Here is a 15,155-nt window from a genome sequence, read left to right as displayed (position 1 = left end):
ATTTGATTCTGGAATGCGCGCCGAAAAATAGTTTGTCTGCGCATTATTTTGCGAGCCAGCGCACAGTTGTGCATTCTCTCAATAGCAGTGTGAAATAACGTAATTGAGCAACCCAAAATGTCTATTCACTATTACTCCTGAATCAACGACTCGCCGCATACCCTGATTATGGAGCTCAATATGCAAGCTTATTTCGACCAACTCGATCGCGTTCGTTACGAAGGCCCAAAAACGACCAATCCTTTAGCATTTCGTCACTACAATCCGGATGAGCTGGTGCTGGGTAAGCGCATGGAAGATCATCTGCGCTTTGCCGCCTGTTACTGGCATACCTTCTGCTGGAACGGCGCCGATATGTTCGGCGTGGGTTCCTTTGACCGTCCGTGGCAACAGCCGGGTGAGGCCATCGAGCTGGCGAAACGCAAAGCCGACGTGGCGTTTGAGTTCTTCCACAAGCTGAACGTGCCGTACTACTGCTTCCATGATGTTGACGTATCGCCGGAAGGGGCGTCGCTGAAAGAGTACCTGAACAATTTTGCGCAGATGGTGGACGTGCTGGCAGAAAAACAGCAGCAAAGCGGCGTGAAGCTGCTCTGGGGTACGGCAAACTGCTTCACCAACCCACGCTACGGTGCGGGTGCGGCCACCAACCCGGATCCGGAAGTGTTTAGCTGGGCGGCTACGCAGGTGGTGACGGCAATGAACGCTACGCATCAGCTGGGCGGCGAAAACTATGTCCTGTGGGGCGGCCGAGAAGGCTATGAAACCCTGCTCAATACCGACCTGCGCCAGGAGCGCGAGCAGATTGGCCGCTTTATGCAGATGGTTGTCGACCATAAGCACAAAATCGGCTTCCGCGGCACGCTGCTGATCGAGCCTAAACCGCAGGAACCAACCAAGCATCAGTACGACTATGATGTCGCCACCGTGTATGGCTTCCTGAAGCAGTTTGGTCTGGAAAAAGAGATCAAAGTGAATATTGAGGCTAACCACGCTACCCTGGCGGGCCACTCATTCCATCACGAAATTGCCTCTGCGATTGCGCTGGGCATCTTCGGATCGGTAGATGCGAACCGCGGCGATCCGCAGCTGGGCTGGGATACCGACCAGTTCCCGAACAGCGTGGAAGAGAATGCGCTGGTGATGTACGAGATCGTCAAAGCGGGCGGTTTCACCACCGGCGGCCTTAACTTTGACGCCAAGGTGCGTCGCCAGAGCACCGACAAATACGATCTGTTCTACGGCCACATTGGCGCGATGGACACCATGGCGCTGGCGCTGAAAGTGGCGGCGCGTATGATTGAAGACGGCGAGCTGGATAAGCGCGTGGCGAAGCGCTACAGCGGCTGGAACAGTGAGCTGGGCCAGCAAATTTTGAAGGGTCAGTTATCGCTTGCGGACATCGCGAAGTACGCTGAACAACAGCAACTGGCGCCGCAGCACCAGAGCGGGCATCAGGAATTGCTGGAAAACCTGGTTAATCACTACCTGTTCGATAAATAACAGCATGCAGGCCCGGTAAGCGGAAGCGCCACCGGGCATTTCTGTCAAAGGAGTCACCACAATGTATATCGGGATCGATCTTGGCACATCGGGTGTGAAAGCCATCCTGTTAAGCGAGCAGGGCGACGTGTTAGCAACGCAGACTGAAAAGCTGCAGGTTTCACGCCCGCATCCGCTGTGGTCGGAGCAGGACCCGGAGCAGTGGTGGCAGGCGACGGATCGCGCGATGAAAGCCTTAGGCGAGCAGCACAGCCTGCGCGACGTGAAAGCGCTGGGCATTGCCGGACAAATGCATGGTGCAACGTTGCTGGATAACCAGCATCGCGTTCTGCGCCCGGCTATTCTCTGGAACGATGGCCGCTGTGCGGAAGAGTGCGCAATCCTTGAAGCGCGTGTGCCCACGTCCCGCGAGATTACGGGCAACCTGATGATGCCGGGCTTCACCGCACCAAAACTTTTGTGGGTACAGCGCCACGAGCCGGAGATTTTCCGTCAGGTGGCGAAAGTCCTGCTGCCGAAAGACTATCTGCGCTTTCGTATGACGGACGATTTCGCCTCTGACATGTCCGATGCCGCAGGCACGATGTGGCTCGACGTGGCGAAGCGCGACTGGAGCGAGGCGATGCTGGATGCCTGCCATCTGACCCGGGAACATATGCCCGCGCTGTTCGAAGGCTGTGAGGTGACGGGTACGCTGCTGCCAGACGTTGCGGAACGCTGGAATATGCCTGCCGTACCGGTGGTGGCCGGGGGCGGCGATAACGCGGCGGGTGCCGTGGGTGTCGGGATGGTTGAGGCGGGGCAGGCGATGCTGTCGCTGGGAACCTCTGGGGTCTATTTTGCCGTCAGCGACGGCTATCGCAGCAATCCCGAAAGCGCTGTGCACAGTTTCTGTCATGCGCTTCCGGGAAAATGGCATTTGATGTCGGTGATGCTGAGCGCGGCATCCTGCCTGGACTGGGCGGCGAAGCTTACCGGCATGGCGGACGTTCCGGCACTCATTGCGGCAGCGCAGCAGGCGGATGACGCGGCGAGTACCGTCTGGTTTTTACCCTATCTTTCTGGCGAGCGTACGCCGCACAACAACCCGGAAGCGAAAGGGGTATTCTTTGGCCTAACCCATCAGCACGGCCCGGCAGAGCTGGCGCGTGCGGTTCTGGAAGGTGTGGGGTATGCGCTGGCCGACGGAATGGATGTGGTGCACGACTGCGGCCTGAAACCGTCGAGCGTCACCCTGATTGGCGGCGGCGCGCGAAGCCCTTACTGGCGACAGATGCTGGCGGATATCAGCGGGTTGCAGCTGGATTTCCGCACGGGAGGGGATGTTGGCCCCGCGCTCGGTGCCGCGCGTCTGGCGCAGATCGCTATGAACCCGGACAAGCCGCTTTCGCAGCTGCTGCCGCAGCTTACGCTTGAACAGGCGCATGTGCCTGACGCGGCAGGACATGCCCGTTATGCCGAAAGGCGCGAGGTGTTCCGCAAAATCTATCAGCAATTGCTGCCGCTGATGTCATAAACTCGCTTGTCCGACAGAGGCACGAAGATGTCCTTTTTTGGTCTGTGCGTGCCTCTCTTTCCTTGCCAGTATGGTGACACACCCACTGGCGAGGAGATTTATCATGTCACGCATTGCACTCATCAATATTGATACTCAGCAGTCCTTCCATCATCGCCCTTACTGGCAGGAGGGCGACATTCCTGCCTTTCAGCAGGCGATGCTGGGGCTGATTGAAGGCTGCCAGGCGCGCGGTATTCCTGTCGTTGATATTTTTCATGTGGATGAAGACGGCCCCTTCATGCTGCAAAGCGGCTATGTCAAACCGATGGCCTTTTTGCGTCATCAGCCGGATGTGGTTTTCCAGAAACACGTCCATAATGCCTTCACGGATACCGGGCTTGACCGCTGGCTGCGCGAGCGTGATATCAACCAGCTGATTATCTGCGGCATTCGCACGGAACAATGCTGTGAAACCACCGCTCGGGTAGCATCCGATCTGGGTTATGCTGTGACGTTTGTGAGCGAGGCAACGCTGACGTTTCCCATGATGTACAAGGGCATTACCCTGAGCGCAGCGGAAATTCGCCATCGTACCGAGACGGTACTGGCCGGGCGTTTTGCCGAAATTAAAACGGTAGCGGAGACGCTGGAGTCACTGTAATGCGCATCGACGTCTGGTTCGTGATGTTACCCGGGGTACTGGCACTGGATATGTCAGGCCCGGCGGAGACCTTTGTGCTGGCTGGCGACGCGTTTCGTCTGCATTACATTGGGCCGCAACCGGACGTGCCGACGTCGATAGGCCTGACGATGGGCGGCATCCAGCCGTTGCCGGAAAGTCTGCCTCCGGGGAGTCTGCTGGTCCTGCCGGGGGGGAGCGACTCCCGCGTTCAGTTCTCAACGCCGCAGGCGCAGCAGATCCAGCACTGGCTAATGCGCCTGCAGCCGGTCATTCAGCGCCGGGATATCACGGTGATGTGCGTCTGTTCTGGTGCGCTGCTGGCGGCGAAATCGGGCCTGCTGAATAACAAACAGTGCACAACCCACCATGACGTTATCAGCCGTTTACGCACTGTGGCTCCCACGGCGACGATTAAAGAAAACCGTATCTTTGTACAGGACGAGAATATCTGGACCAGCGCGGGGATCACGTCGGGCATCGATCTGGCGCTGCATATGATTAACCGCCTGTGCGGTCCCGAAAAGGCGCTGGCCGTGGCGCGCGAGATGGTGGTCTGGTTCCGCCGTTCCGGTGACGATCCCCAGCTTTCACCGTGGCTGCGCTATCGCAACCATCTTCATCCGGCGATCCATCGGGCGCAGGATGCGCTCACCGCCGAGCCGCAAAAAACGTGGAGCTTGCCTGATATCGCCGCACTGGCGCACGTCAGCCCGCGCCATCTCACCCGGCTTTTCCAGACGCATTTAGGAATTAGCGTCCGTGATTATCTGGAGCAGCTGCGTCTGGCGGTGGCGGAGCAGTGGCTGATGCAGGGGCGCGGCGTGGAACAGGCCTCGCTGGCGGCAGGCTTCTCCTCCCCGCGCCAGTACCACCGCGCCCGGCAGCGCAGCGTTAGCTGACGAAGCGGCGCGTGTCGATTTTTTGCAGCAGCATCGACAGCAGCAGGCTGATAACCAGCGTAGCGGCAAAAATCCAGACGATATCCAGCACCGGCCAGCTTTTGAGCTCAACGCCCCTTGTTCGCAGGGCGTGGATCACCAGCGCGTGAAAACCGTAAATTCCCAGCGAGTGCCGCGAGATAAAGCCCAGCACGGGAAGGGGACGCGCGTTCAAGGTGTTTTTAACGAGCGTGAGCAGCGATACGGCACAGATAAAGACCATCGGCCCGCAATACAGATACCAGGTATCGGCAAAATTGCCGCGCCACTGAAGCTCATGTAGCGTCCCGCGTGAAATCACCGCCACGCCGGCGATAAACAGCGCTCCGCAGAGCCAGTTCAGACCGCGCTTTTGCGTGTCCATCATCCCGATGGCGCGCCCCAGCATGCCGTAAAGCACGTAGTAGAAGGTGTCGCCGTTGATATAGAGGTTTACCGGCAACCATTCGAAACCGTCGATTTTCTGCGAGACCGTGTTCGGGTTGGCGACGATGCCAATCACCACCATCAGGGCCAGAAGCATTTTCCCGCTGACGTTTTTCACCTGAATGAGCGGAGAGACCAGATAGATAACGATGATGGCGAAGAAGAACCACAGGTGGTAGAAAACCGGTTTTTGCAGCAAATATTTGAGGGATAACCCGGCGTTAATGGAGGTAAACAGGGTGATATAGAGCAGGGCAACGGCGCTGTAGAACCCCAGACAGGCCGCGATGCGGATGAAGTGCCTCGGCTGCGCGCTACGCTCGCCAAAAAAGAGAAAGCCGGAAATCATAAAAAACAGCGGCACGCTGACGCGCGACGCGGAGTTGAGGATATTGGCAATATCCCAGTTAACGTGGCTGATGCTGTGGGCATTCGTGACATACCAGGTCGTCGTGTGGATCATGACCACCATCAGACACGCTATTCCGCGCAGGTTATCAATCCAGTTAATTTTTGACGGCATCAGTTCCTCTTATTCCCTGTAAAGTGAGTGGGACTCCCATTGTCCAAAAGTCTTCGTTTGGAAAATTCTGAGTTTTATGCGCAGGCTTGCCGGGAGACCGCGAGATTCGCAGAATGGCAGACCTTAATCTATAAAAGTGTTGATATTAAAAATAACAGCCGCTGACCAGGACGGTAATAAAAATGATGATGAAGCGTGTGGCATCACTCTTTCTGCTGTTGATGCTGGCAGGATGCAGTGCGCCACAGGAAGTCCCCGTGCAAAAAGCGCAGCAGGGAAAAATAAGCCCGGAGCGTTCGCTGAATATGGAAGCGCTCTGTAAAGAGCGGGCCGCTCGGCGCTATAACTCGGACGTTCAGAAAATTAACGTCATCGGATTCGAGCGCTTTCAGGGCAGCTATGAGCTTAGAGGGTATACTGCGCGTAAAGAGGGCTTTGTCTGCTCGTTTGATGCGGACGGTCAGTTTTTACATCTCTCCATGCGCTAGCCTGCTCGCATAATCAACAACCAGACGCCGCCAGCGTTCTGGCCGGAAGGCTTATTTCCCAATTTTCCCTAAACAACCCCGTTTCGTACTGTATATCTTGCAGCCAGCGGGTATACTGGTCCCTTCCATTTAAAACCACACGTATCCAGCACGAAATACTATGCAAAAGTTTGATACCAAGACCTTCCAGGGCCTGATCCTGACCTTACAGGATTACTGGGCTCGTCAGGGCTGTACCATTGTTCAACCTTTGGACATGGAAGTCGGCGCCGGCACTTCACACCCGATGACCAGCCTGCGCGCGTTGGGGCCAGAGCCAATGGCGACCGCGTATGTGCAGCCTTCCCGTCGTCCGACCGATGGTCGTTACGGTGAAAACCCGAACCGTCTGCAGCATTACTATCAGTTCCAGGTGGTGATTAAGCCATCACCCGACAACATTCAGGAACTGTATCTCGGGTCGCTGAAAGAGCTGGGTATGGATCCAACCATCCACGACATCCGTTTCGTGGAAGACAACTGGGAAAACCCAACGCTGGGTGCCTGGGGGCTCGGTTGGGAAGTGTGGCTGAACGGCATGGAAGTGACCCAGTTCACCTACTTCCAGCAGGTTGGCGGTCTGGAATGTAAGCCAATCACCGGTGAAATCACCTACGGTCTGGAACGTCTGGCCATGTACATTCAGGGCGTAGACAGCGTTTACGACCTGGTCTGGAGCGACGGCCCGCTGGGTAAAACCACCTACGGCGACGTGTTCCATCAGAACGAAGTGGAGCAATCCACTTATAACTTCGAATACGCGGACGTGGACTTCCTGTTCACCTGCTTCGAGCAGTACGAGAAAGAGGCACAGCAGCTGCTGGCGCTGGAAACTCCGCTGCCGCTGCCTGCCTACGAGCGTATTCTGAAGGCCGCCCACAGCTTCAACCTGCTGGACGCCCGCAAAGCGATCTCCGTGACTGAACGTCAGCGCTACATTCTGCGTATTCGCACCCTGACCAAAGCCGTTGCAGAAGCTTACTACGCGTCCCGTGAAGCCCTTGGCTTCCCGATGTGCAACCGAAACAAATAAGAGGCGGCCATGTCTGAGAAAACTTTCCTGGTGGAAATCGGCACCGAAGAGCTGCCACCAAAAGCCCTGCGCAGCCTGGCTGAATCTTTTGCTGCGAACGTGATCGCCGAGCTGGATAACGCTGGCCTGGCGCACGGTAAAATTGAGTGGTTTGCTGCACCGCGTCGTCTGGCGCTGAAAGTGGCAAATCTGGCGGCGTCTCAGCCGGATCGTGAAGTTGAAAAACGTGGCCCGGCGATTGCCCAGGCGTTTGACGCGGAAGGCAAGCCAAGCAAGGCTGCCGAAGGCTGGGCGCGCGGCTGCGGCATCACCGTCGATCAGGCCGAGCGTCTGACCACCGATAAAGGCGAATGGCTGCTGTATCGTGCCCACGTGAAAGGCGAAAGCGCTGAAGCGCTGCTGCCAAACATGATCGCCACTTCGCTGGCTAAGCTGCCGATTCCTAAGCTGATGCGCTGGGGCGCGTCCGACGTTCACTTCGTGCGTCCGGTACACACCGTGACCCTGCTGCTGGGCGATACCGTTATCCCGGCGACCATTCTGGGCGTGGCGTCCGATCGCGTGATCCGCGGCCACCGCTTTATGGGCGAGCCAGAGTTCACCATCGACAATGCCGACCAGTATCCGCAGATCCTGCTGGAACGCGGTAAAGTGATTGCCGACTACGAACAGCGTAAAGCCAAAATTAAAGCGGACGCGGAAGAAGCGGCGCGTAAGATTGGCGGTAATGCCGACCTGAGCGACAGCCTGCTGGAAGAGGTCACTTCTCTGGTGGAATGGCCGGTTGTGCTGACCGCGAAATTCGAAGAGAAATTCCTGGCCGTTCCGGCAGAAGCGCTGGTGTACACCATGAAGGGTGACCAGAAGTACTTCCCGGTTTACGCCAACGACGGCAAGCTGCTGCCAAACTTCATCTTCGTGGCGAACATCGAATCGAAAGATCCGAGCCAGATTATCTCCGGTAACGAGAAAGTGGTGCGCCCGCGTCTGGCGGATGCCGAGTTCTTCTTCAATACCGACCGTAAAAAGCGTCTGGAAGATAACCTGCCGCGCCTGCAGACCGTGCTGTTCCAGCAGCAGCTGGGTACGCTGCGCGACAAAACCGACCGTATCGCGGAGCTGTCCGGCTGGATCGCCCGTGAAATCGGTGCCGATGTTAACCACGCGACCCGCGCGGGCCTGCTCTCCAAATGCGACCTGATGACCAACATGGTGTTCGAATTCACCGACACCCAGGGCGTAATGGGCATGCACTACGCGCGTCACGATGGCGAAGCGGAAGACGTGGCCGTAGCTCTGAACGAGCAGTATCAGCCGCGCTTTGCGGGCGACGATCTGCCGTCCAACCCGGTTGCCTGCGCTGTAGCGATTGCCGATAAGATGGACACCCTGGCGGGTATCTTCGGCATCGGCCAGCATCCGAAAGGCGATAAAGACCCGTTTGCGCTGCGTCGTGCCGCGCTGGGCGTGCTGCGCATCATCGTTGAGAAGAACCTGAACCTTGATCTGCAGACCCTGACCGAAGAAGCGGTGCGTCTGTACGGCGACAAGCTGACCAACGCGAACGTGGTGGATGACGTGATCGACTTTATGCTCGGCCGTTTCCGCGCGTGGTATCAGGACGAAGGTTACACCGTCGACACCATTCAGGCGGTGCTGGCGCGTCGTCCAACCCGTCCGGCTGATTTCGATGCGCGTATGAAGGCGGTTTCCCACTTCCGTACGTTGGATGCGGCATCTGCTCTGGCGGCGGCCAACAAGCGTGTATCCAACATCCTGGCGAAATCCGACGAGACGCTGAACGAGCGCGTAAACGCCGCGACGCTGAAAGAGCCGGAAGAGATCGCCCTGGCGATGCAGGTTGTGGTGCTGCGCGACAAGCTCGAGCCGTACTTCGCGGAAGGTCGCTACCAGGAAGCGCTGGTGGAGCTGGCGGAGCTGCGTGAAGTGATCGACGCCTTCTTCGAGAAAGTGATGGTGAACGTGGAAGATAAAGAACTGCGTATTAACCGTCTCTCCATGCTCGAAAAACTGCGCGAGCTGTTCCTGCGCGTGGCGGATATTTCGCTGTTGCAGTAATGTGCCCGTTGTAACACATGCTAAAAACCCGCTTCGGCGGGTTTTTTTATGGGTCTTTTGTAGACCGGATAAGCGCAGCGCCATCCGGCAGGTTTAGCCGATCGCGATTGTGCCTTCGTCTGTCTGCAGCCAGCGCGGTGCCTTCAGCGTATCAGCAAAGTAGCTGACCAGCTCGCACAGCAAATCTTCCATCACGATTTCAGATTGTCGCGGCAGTGAGCCGTTCATCAGCATCTGCGTAAGCTCCTGACAGTAGCGCCCCAGCTGATCGCATTCGGGTTCGAAAGCCGGAACGCGTGACGGGAGTTCCTTCACGGTCAGGCTGGCTTTTAAAGCGTCCGGAACAGGTTCCAGAAGCGTGGGTTGCAGAAGATTCAGACAGGCATAAAGTCTGCCGTAAAGCGCCATTTTTGGGGCGGGTTCTTCGCAATCTACCAGTGCGTCGGTAAAACGTTCGCAGTTATCCGCCAGTTCGGTGAAGTCGGTGGCGTGGTTGAAGGGCAGGGTGAATAAAGAATGAGCTTGGGTTGGGGTAGTAGCCATATTGGCAGCCTCCGATAAGTGATAAAGCTTCCACCACCGGAAATGCTAACTTCGCTGGTGGTGGACTGAACAGAGTTAGCATTACCGGCCTTATCGGATACCGGCGCATCTTTCGATGCCCCTGCTCAGCCCACCATTGAGATGTAGCAAAGCATGCTGCACATAATGTGCCGCCGATAAGATAAGCCAGGATGCTAAACCCGGCACCTGATTTTGCAGGTGCAAAGAGAACTTACTGCTCATCAAAACAGGCGGCAATAGATTTGAGCTATGCCACTGAGGATATTACCATTTCTGGAAAGAGACTCGCAAAATTACCGCAATGAAAAACATATTGCGGGCAGAGGTCTTACAGCGACGCTATGGTCCGGCTGTAAATCGCTGAGGCGTTTCCTGCAGGCCGGGGCGAGGCGCATGGATGCGCCGAGAGGGCGGGCTTTACAGGGATGTTACCTCCGCCCGTCCCCGATAAGCCGGAAGGAATAAGCCGAAGGTACCGCGTAGCGGCGATTTACCGCCGGGAGCCCGGGTAGCCAGGGTGGTGGCGACTGAGCCACCCTGGCACGTTCACGGGTATTGTCGTTACAGAGTAGCAAGGAACATAAAGTGAACGGAATGACCACCAGAGTCGTATGCTTCCCCTCACCCCAGCCCTCTCCCTCAAGGGAGAGGGGGCCGTCTGTGCAAGCAATATTTGGTGGGGATCCCTCAGCCCAAAGGGAGAGGGAGTACAAATCGTCCAAAATTTAACCTTGAAATGGTCAACCCATTACCGCTATCCTTATCTCCGTTAAATTTCTCGCTCTGGAGCGCCCCCCAAAAATGAACAAACACGACTGATGAATTTCGATCCTTGCTAAACGCCACCGCGTGGGCAGGGGATGTTTTGATTTCATTCAGGAGTGCTTATGGCTCATTTTGCGCAGTCCCCTTCTTTTATTTTGCATCAGGTCACCTGTCAGTTTGCGACGGGCGATACCCTTTTTGGTCCGCTGAGTTTTTCTCTGGAGCCGTCTCTGTGCGCTCTGGTTGGCCGTAACGGCAGCGGGAAAACGCGTCTGCTGCGTCTGCTGGCGGGGCTTGATGAGCCTGCAAGCGGGCATATTGAACGTACCGGAACACATGTCTATGTGGCTCAGCAGCAGGACATTTTGCCGCACACGACGCTGGCTGAGCTGCTCGGGTACGAGGCCATCTTCGCGGCGCGAGCGCGTATCGACAGCGGCGATTACCAGCCTGACGATCTGGAAATGCTTGATGGATTCTGGGATTTAGCTGAACGTCTTGGCGAGGCGTTTGCCCGGGCGAAACTTCCGCCGTTTGATCCAGATAAGCCAGCCGGTGAGCTCAGCGGCGGCGAGCGTATTCGCGCGCTGCTGTGCGGGGCATTTACGGCTGAAGCGGATTTCCTGCTGCTGGACGAACCGACTAACCATCTGGATCGACAAGGACGGGCGTGGTTCTACGACCAGCTTGCCCGTTATCAGGGCGGCGTGCTCGTCGCCTCCCATGACCGTGAGCTGCTGGCGCAGGTGCCGCGTATTCTTGAGCTGAGCAGCGGCGGCCTGCGCAGCTACGGCGGGAATTATGCGGATTATCAAACCCAGCGTGATGCCGAACAGCAGGCGGCCCGCGCGGCGCTGGAACATGCGGCCACGGAGCGCAAACGCACCCGCGCGCGCATGCAAAAAGAGCATGACGACAGCCAGCGGCGCTCGGCAAAAACATTACGCACCGTCGATACCCTGAATATCGCATCGTTTGAACGCGTCAAATACAAAGGCGCGGCAAAGGAACGTATCGGCGCCTGGAAAAAACAGCACAGCGAGCAAAATGAAGTCCTGAATGCCGCGGTAAACAAGGCGCGTGAGCGGGTTGAGGAAGATAACCCGGTGATGTTTACCCTGCCGGGGAGTCAGATCCCGGAAGGTAAACAGGTGCTGGTGCTGGAAGATCTGGTGCTGCCGCATGTGCCTGTTCCTCCGCTTAGCTGGCGGATGGATGGGCCAATGCGGGTGGCGCTAAAAGGTCCGAACGGCTGCGGGAAATCGACGCTGTTGAAAGCCATCCTCGGCGACATTAGTCCACGCTCAGGAACCTGTAAGGTGTCGGTCAGCTGTGCTTATCTCGATCAGCATCTTTCCCGGCTCGATCTGTCGCAGTCGGTCATGACGCACCTCAACCTGGGCAATACGCCCCTGGAAGAAGGTATTTTACGTACCCGTTTAGCCCAGCTTCAGCTGGGGGCCGACAAAGTCTCGCTCCCGCTGGCGGAACTGAGCGGTGGTGAGCGTTTGAAGGCTGCGCTGGCCTGCGTGCTTTGGCGCGGGGAGGCCACGCAGCTGCTGTTGCTGGATGAACCGACCAACCATCTGGATCTGGCTTCAGTGCAGGCTATTGAAGCGGCGCTGGCTGGTTTCCCCGGCGCGCTGCTGGTGGTGTCACACGATGATGCGTTTTTAAAAGGGTTAACGCTGACGCACGAGATGGTGTGGGAAGAGACGGGCTGGCGTTTCGAGAGCCTTTAAACACAAGCCCCCGCAGAGGCGGGGGCGTTCAAACTTTACTACGCTATCTGTTTGCTGAGTGCAGGGTTGGCCTGAATCAGGCGCATCAGCTTTAACTCGGTTGGGGTGGGTTTCTCTCGTTTTGACTCCCACTCCAGCACCATAGCCACGCTGACACCCATCGCTCTGGCGAATTCTTCAGTTTTCAGTCCTGTCCCTTTGCGCAATTGCTCATATTCTGTAAAGGGATTGGATTTTTGTTGCAGGGTAATGGCCTGCGGTACATCTTTAAAAACGATCTGTTCCAGACTGCTCAGCAGCTCAAACTCAGGATCTTTATATTCCATTGAGAACTCCTCTTAAATCTCACATCGTGATCAAGAACATCAGAGAGCCAATTAAGAATAGTCCCTAATACAAACCAAGGATCGTCACGGCTGTGATTAATCGTGCGGTAACGATCGCTTTACGCGATTCAGCTATCTGGATAGTTATGCTAATTCCCTGATTAACCATATGTCGGCTTCGCCAGGTATTTTTTTGTAAATAGTAAGAAATAAATCGGCAATAGTCGTTTTACATGAAAAGAGTATCTTGCAAGGCTGACCTGGACTATCCTTGTCAGCGTCGGGCACGCGTGTGCCGGTGTGCGCTTTTTTGGGTGAAAGGAGTAATAAAATGGCGACAGGAAAGTCCTGCTCTCGCTGGTTTGCGCCTATTGCGGCGTTGTTGATGGTTGTTAGCCTGAGTGGGTGTTTTGATAAAGAAGGCGATCAGCGCAAAGCGTTTATCGATTTTCTGCAGAATACAGTGATGCGCAGCGGCGAGCGGTTGCCGACGCTGACTGCGGATCAGAAAAAACAGTTTGGCCCCTTTGTGTCCGATTACGCCATTCTTTATGGGTATTCACAGCAGGTGAGCCAGGCGATGGACTCCGGTATCCGCCCGGTAGTGGATAGCGTGAACGCCATCCGTGTTCCCCAGGATTATATGACTCAGCGCGAGCCGCTGCGCCAGTCCAACGGTGCGCTCGGCGTGCTGAGCCAGCAGCTGCAAAATGCGAAAATGCAGGCTGACGCGTCACGTTCTGCGCTGAAGCAGGGCGAGGATCTCAAACCGGTCTTCGATAAAGTGTATGAGAAAGTAGTGACGAAACCGTCTGAAGCGATACAACCGCTGATTCCGGCCGCGCAGGTCTTCACTCAGCAGCTGGTTCAGGTCGGGGATTTCATCTCGCAGCAGGGGACACAGGTGAGCTTTGTTGCCAACGGCATTCAGTTCCCAACCTCGCAGCAGGCAAGTCAGTACAATACGCTGATTGGGCCGCTGGCTGCCCAGCACCAGGCCTTTAGCCAGGCGTGGGGCGCAGCAGTCGCTGCTACAGAATAAACAGAAAAACCCCGCCTCAGGCGGGGTTTTTTTTCGGCATTCAGAAAATAACGCTTGTCATTCCTCTACCACATCGGTATAACTGTTCGCGTCGGTTTGTTACACAGACCTAAAGCAGTTTAGTAAAGCAGTCCAGATTGTTATCCATAGATACCCTTCGTAGTGACCCTTCCTTCATCGCTTAAAAATCTGTAACGCAATCCATCAAGCCGGAAGGCACAATATTTTTGTTAATAAGGTAATTTCTATGTCTGCTAAAATGACTGGTCTGGTTAAATGGTTCAACGCTGATAAAGGTTTCGGCTTCATCACTCCTGACGATGGCTCTAAAGACGTGTTCGTACACTTCTCTGCTATCCAGAACGATGGCTACAAATCTCTGGACGAAGGTCAGAAAGTTTCCTTCACCATCGAAAGCGGCGCTAAAGGCCCAGCAGCTGGTAACGTTGTAAGCCTGTAAGCTTCCAACCCAGTAGCACAAAATTCAAAAACCCGCCTTCTGGCGGGTTTTTTCGTTTCTACTGTTGGATCTGCGGGTTAACGCAGTTCCTGTCTACTTTTCCAGCAAGCGCGGCTATCAGGTTATCTACTGCCGTCGCCGCCATATTGTAGCGCGTCTCGTGGGTAGCAGAGCCGATGTGTGGCAGGGCGACGACGTTTGGCATGCTCAGCAGTGGGGAATCCACCGGAAGCGGCTCCTGCTCAAACACGTCCAGACCCGCGGCGTGGATCTCGCCGTTTTGCAGCGCTTCAATCAGCGCTTGTTCATCCACCACCGGGCCGCGACCCGCGTTGATGAAGATGGCGGACTTCTTCATTTTTTCAAACGCGGATTTGCCAATCAGATGGCGCGTTTCATCCGTCAGCGGCAGGATCAGGCAAACAAAATCGGCTTCCTGCAGCAGCGTATCCAGCTCGCAGTAACGCGCGTTGAAGCGTTCTTCTGCTTCACTGTGATGACGGCGCGCGTTATACAGAATCGGCATGTTGAAGCCGAAATGCGCGCGCTGCGCCAGCGCCAGCCCGATACGCCCCATACCCACGATGCCCAGCGTTTTGCCATGCACATCCACGCCGAACCAGTCCGGCCCAATGCTTTTCGTCCATTCGCCGGCTTTCACACGCTCGGCCACTTCCACCACGCGACGGGCCGTGCTGAGCACCAGCGCCATCAGCGTATCTGCCACGGTTTCCGTCAGGGCATGCGGCGTGTGCATCAGCAGGATTTTACGGGCGTTCAGGGCATCCACGTCGAAATTGTCATAACCCACGGAAACGGTTGAGGTAGCACGAAGCTTCGGCATTTTCTCCAGCAGGGCGACATCCACTTTTTCGCTTGAACCCAGCAAGCCTTCGGCGCTGGCGAACGCATCGGCGTGCTGCGCCACGGTCTCCGGGCTCAGGTTCTTCACCTGCGTAACGGTGAAGTGTTCTTCCAGGCGTTTCTGCAGATCTTCCGGCAGAGCTTTATACAAAATGACGGACGGCTTCATGCTAATCTCCGTTG

At 56.3% G+C, this 15,155-nt stretch carries 14 protein-coding genes and 1 pseudogene; 10 read left to right on the top strand and 5 right to left on the bottom strand.

The genetic code is table 11. From position 1 onward, the window contains the following. The first annotated feature begins 180 nt into the window (after positions 1-180). The 4 genes from xylA (at position 181) to IM284_RS11755 (ending at position 4,582) form a co-directional block, all read left to right on the top strand. Positions 181-1,503 (top strand): xylose isomerase, encoded by a 1,323-nt coding sequence (gene xylA, locus IM284_RS11770; RefSeq protein ID WP_088204493.1) that lies wholly within the window; start codon positions 181-183, stop codon positions 1,501-1,503. Positions 1,504-1,564: 61 nt separating this feature from the next. Next, positions 1,565-3,019 (top strand): xylulokinase, encoded by a 1,455-nt coding sequence (gene xylB, locus IM284_RS11765; RefSeq protein ID WP_047366944.1) that lies wholly within the window; start codon positions 1,565-1,567, stop codon positions 3,017-3,019. A gap of 103 nt (positions 3,020-3,122) precedes the next feature. After that, positions 3,123-3,662, top strand: coding sequence for an isochorismatase family protein (locus IM284_RS11760; RefSeq protein WP_047366945.1), 540 nt, complete (start codon positions 3,123-3,125; stop codon positions 3,660-3,662). Continuing rightward, positions 3,662-4,582, top strand: coding sequence for a GlxA family transcriptional regulator (locus tag IM284_RS11755; protein WP_047366946.1), 921 nt, complete (start codon positions 3,662-3,664; stop codon positions 4,580-4,582). The genes IM284_RS11760 and IM284_RS11755 overlap by 1 nt, the downstream gene beginning before the upstream one ends. Here IM284_RS11755 and IM284_RS11750 read toward each other — a convergent pair. Continuing rightward, positions 4,575-5,570 carry an acyltransferase gene (locus IM284_RS11750; RefSeq protein WP_047366947.1) on the bottom strand — a complete coding sequence of 332 codons (996 nt, stop codon included), beginning with the start codon at positions 5,568-5,570 and terminating at the stop codon, positions 4,575-4,577. The genes IM284_RS11755 and IM284_RS11750 overlap by 8 nt on opposite strands. Before the next feature lie 182 nt (positions 5,571-5,752). On the opposite strand from IM284_RS11750, the gene IM284_RS11745 reads away from it, so the two are divergent. From IM284_RS11745 to glyS, 3 genes are all read left to right on the top strand, one after another. Beyond that, positions 5,753-6,058 carry a YsaB family lipoprotein gene (locus IM284_RS11745; RefSeq protein ID WP_028015074.1) on the top strand — a complete coding sequence of 102 codons (306 nt, stop codon included), beginning with the start codon at positions 5,753-5,755 and terminating at the stop codon, positions 6,056-6,058. 160 nt (positions 6,059-6,218) lie between these two features. Further along, positions 6,219-7,130: a glycine--tRNA ligase subunit alpha gene (gene glyQ, locus IM284_RS11740; RefSeq protein WP_003860141.1), complete on the top strand. Its 912-nt coding sequence runs from the start codon at positions 6,219-6,221 to the stop codon at positions 7,128-7,130. A 9-nt stretch (positions 7,131-7,139) separates the two neighbouring features. After that, a complete protein-coding gene (gene glyS / locus IM284_RS11735) occupies positions 7,140-9,209 on the top strand; it encodes a glycine--tRNA ligase subunit beta (RefSeq protein ID WP_047366948.1) in 2,070 nt (689 codons plus the stop codon). A 93-nt stretch (positions 9,210-9,302) separates the two neighbouring features. On the opposite strand, the gene IM284_RS11730 is transcribed toward glyS, so the two are convergent. Then, complete coding sequence (locus IM284_RS11730; protein ID WP_301538619.1) at positions 9,303-9,680, bottom strand: hypothetical protein; 378 nt, start codon at positions 9,678-9,680, stop codon at positions 9,303-9,305. Further along, positions 9,641-9,823: pseudogene (locus IM284_RS23665) on the bottom strand (hypothetical protein); the annotation flags it as partial. The pseudogene IM284_RS23665 and the gene IM284_RS11730, both read right to left, overlap by 40 nt. Before the next feature lie 837 nt (positions 9,824-10,660). Between IM284_RS23665 and IM284_RS11720 the strand changes: the two are divergent. Next, positions 10,661-12,280: an ABC-F family ATP-binding cassette domain-containing protein gene (locus IM284_RS11720; RefSeq protein WP_047366949.1), complete on the top strand. Its 1,620-nt coding sequence runs from the start codon at positions 10,661-10,663 to the stop codon at positions 12,278-12,280. Between the two features lie 38 nt (positions 12,281-12,318). Here IM284_RS11720 and IM284_RS11715 read toward each other — a convergent pair whose 3' ends face one another. Further along, positions 12,319-12,606 carry an HTH-type transcriptional regulator gene (locus tag IM284_RS11715; RefSeq protein WP_028015078.1) on the bottom strand — a complete coding sequence of 96 codons (288 nt, stop codon included), beginning with the start codon at positions 12,604-12,606 and terminating at the stop codon, positions 12,319-12,321. A 331-nt stretch (positions 12,607-12,937) separates the two neighbouring features. Between IM284_RS11715 and IM284_RS11710 the strand changes: the two genes are divergently transcribed. Both IM284_RS11710 and cspA read left to right on the top strand, forming a co-directional pair. Further along, positions 12,938-13,648, top strand: a complete 711-nt coding sequence (locus tag IM284_RS11710; RefSeq protein WP_045260020.1) for a DUF3053 domain-containing protein — start codon at positions 12,938-12,940, stop codon at positions 13,646-13,648. Positions 13,649-13,895: 247 nt separating this feature from the next. Continuing rightward, positions 13,896-14,108 (top strand): RNA chaperone/antiterminator CspA, encoded by a 213-nt coding sequence (cspA, locus tag IM284_RS11705; protein ID WP_003860775.1) that lies wholly within the window; start codon positions 13,896-13,898, stop codon positions 14,106-14,108. A 58-nt stretch (positions 14,109-14,166) separates the two neighbouring features. On the opposite strand, the gene ghrB is transcribed toward cspA, so the two are convergent. Further along, positions 14,167-15,141 (bottom strand): glyoxylate/hydroxypyruvate reductase GhrB, encoded by a 975-nt coding sequence (ghrB, locus tag IM284_RS11700; protein ID WP_047366950.1) that lies wholly within the window; start codon positions 15,139-15,141, stop codon positions 14,167-14,169. Positions 15,142-15,155 lie beyond the last annotated feature (14 nt).

It is taken from the genome of Enterobacter cloacae complex sp. P12RS (assembly GCF_014895875.1).
GTDB lineage: Bacteria > Pseudomonadota > Gammaproteobacteria > Enterobacterales > Enterobacteriaceae > Enterobacter > Enterobacter bugandensis.
This window is presented reverse-complemented; position numbering and strand designations above follow the sequence as displayed.

Bases quoted from the DNA above. Each gene is read 5' to 3' on its own strand.
- xylA (WP_088204493.1), top strand. From the start codon at position 181: ATGCAAGCTTATTTCGACCAACTCGATCGCGTTCGTTACGAAGGCCCA.
- xylB (WP_047366944.1), top strand. From the start codon at position 1,565: ATGTATATCGGGATCGATCTTGGCACATCGGGTGTGAAAGCCATCCTG.
- IM284_RS11760 (WP_047366945.1), top strand. From the start codon at position 3,123: ATGTCACGCATTGCACTCATCAATATTGATACTCAGCAGTCCTTCCAT.
- IM284_RS11755 (WP_047366946.1), top strand. From the start codon at position 3,662: ATGCGCATCGACGTCTGGTTCGTGATGTTACCCGGGGTACTGGCACTG.
- IM284_RS11750 (WP_047366947.1), bottom strand. From the start codon at position 5,570: ATGCCGTCAAAAATTAACTGGATTGATAACCTGCGCGGAATAGCGTGT.
- IM284_RS11745 (WP_028015074.1), top strand. From the start codon at position 5,753: ATGATGATGAAGCGTGTGGCATCACTCTTTCTGCTGTTGATGCTGGCA.
- glyQ (WP_003860141.1), top strand. From the start codon at position 6,219: ATGCAAAAGTTTGATACCAAGACCTTCCAGGGCCTGATCCTGACCTTA.
- glyS (WP_047366948.1), top strand. From the start codon at position 7,140: ATGTCTGAGAAAACTTTCCTGGTGGAAATCGGCACCGAAGAGCTGCCA.
- IM284_RS11720 (WP_047366949.1), top strand. From the start codon at position 10,661: ATGGCTCATTTTGCGCAGTCCCCTTCTTTTATTTTGCATCAGGTCACC.
- IM284_RS11715 (WP_028015078.1), bottom strand. From the start codon at position 12,606: ATGGAATATAAAGATCCTGAGTTTGAGCTGCTGAGCAGTCTGGAACAG.
- IM284_RS11710 (WP_045260020.1), top strand. From the start codon at position 12,938: ATGGCGACAGGAAAGTCCTGCTCTCGCTGGTTTGCGCCTATTGCGGCG.
- cspA (WP_003860775.1), top strand. From the start codon at position 13,896: ATGTCTGCTAAAATGACTGGTCTGGTTAAATGGTTCAACGCTGATAAA.
- ghrB (WP_047366950.1), bottom strand. From the start codon at position 15,141: ATGAAGCCGTCCGTCATTTTGTATAAAGCTCTGCCGGAAGATCTGCAG.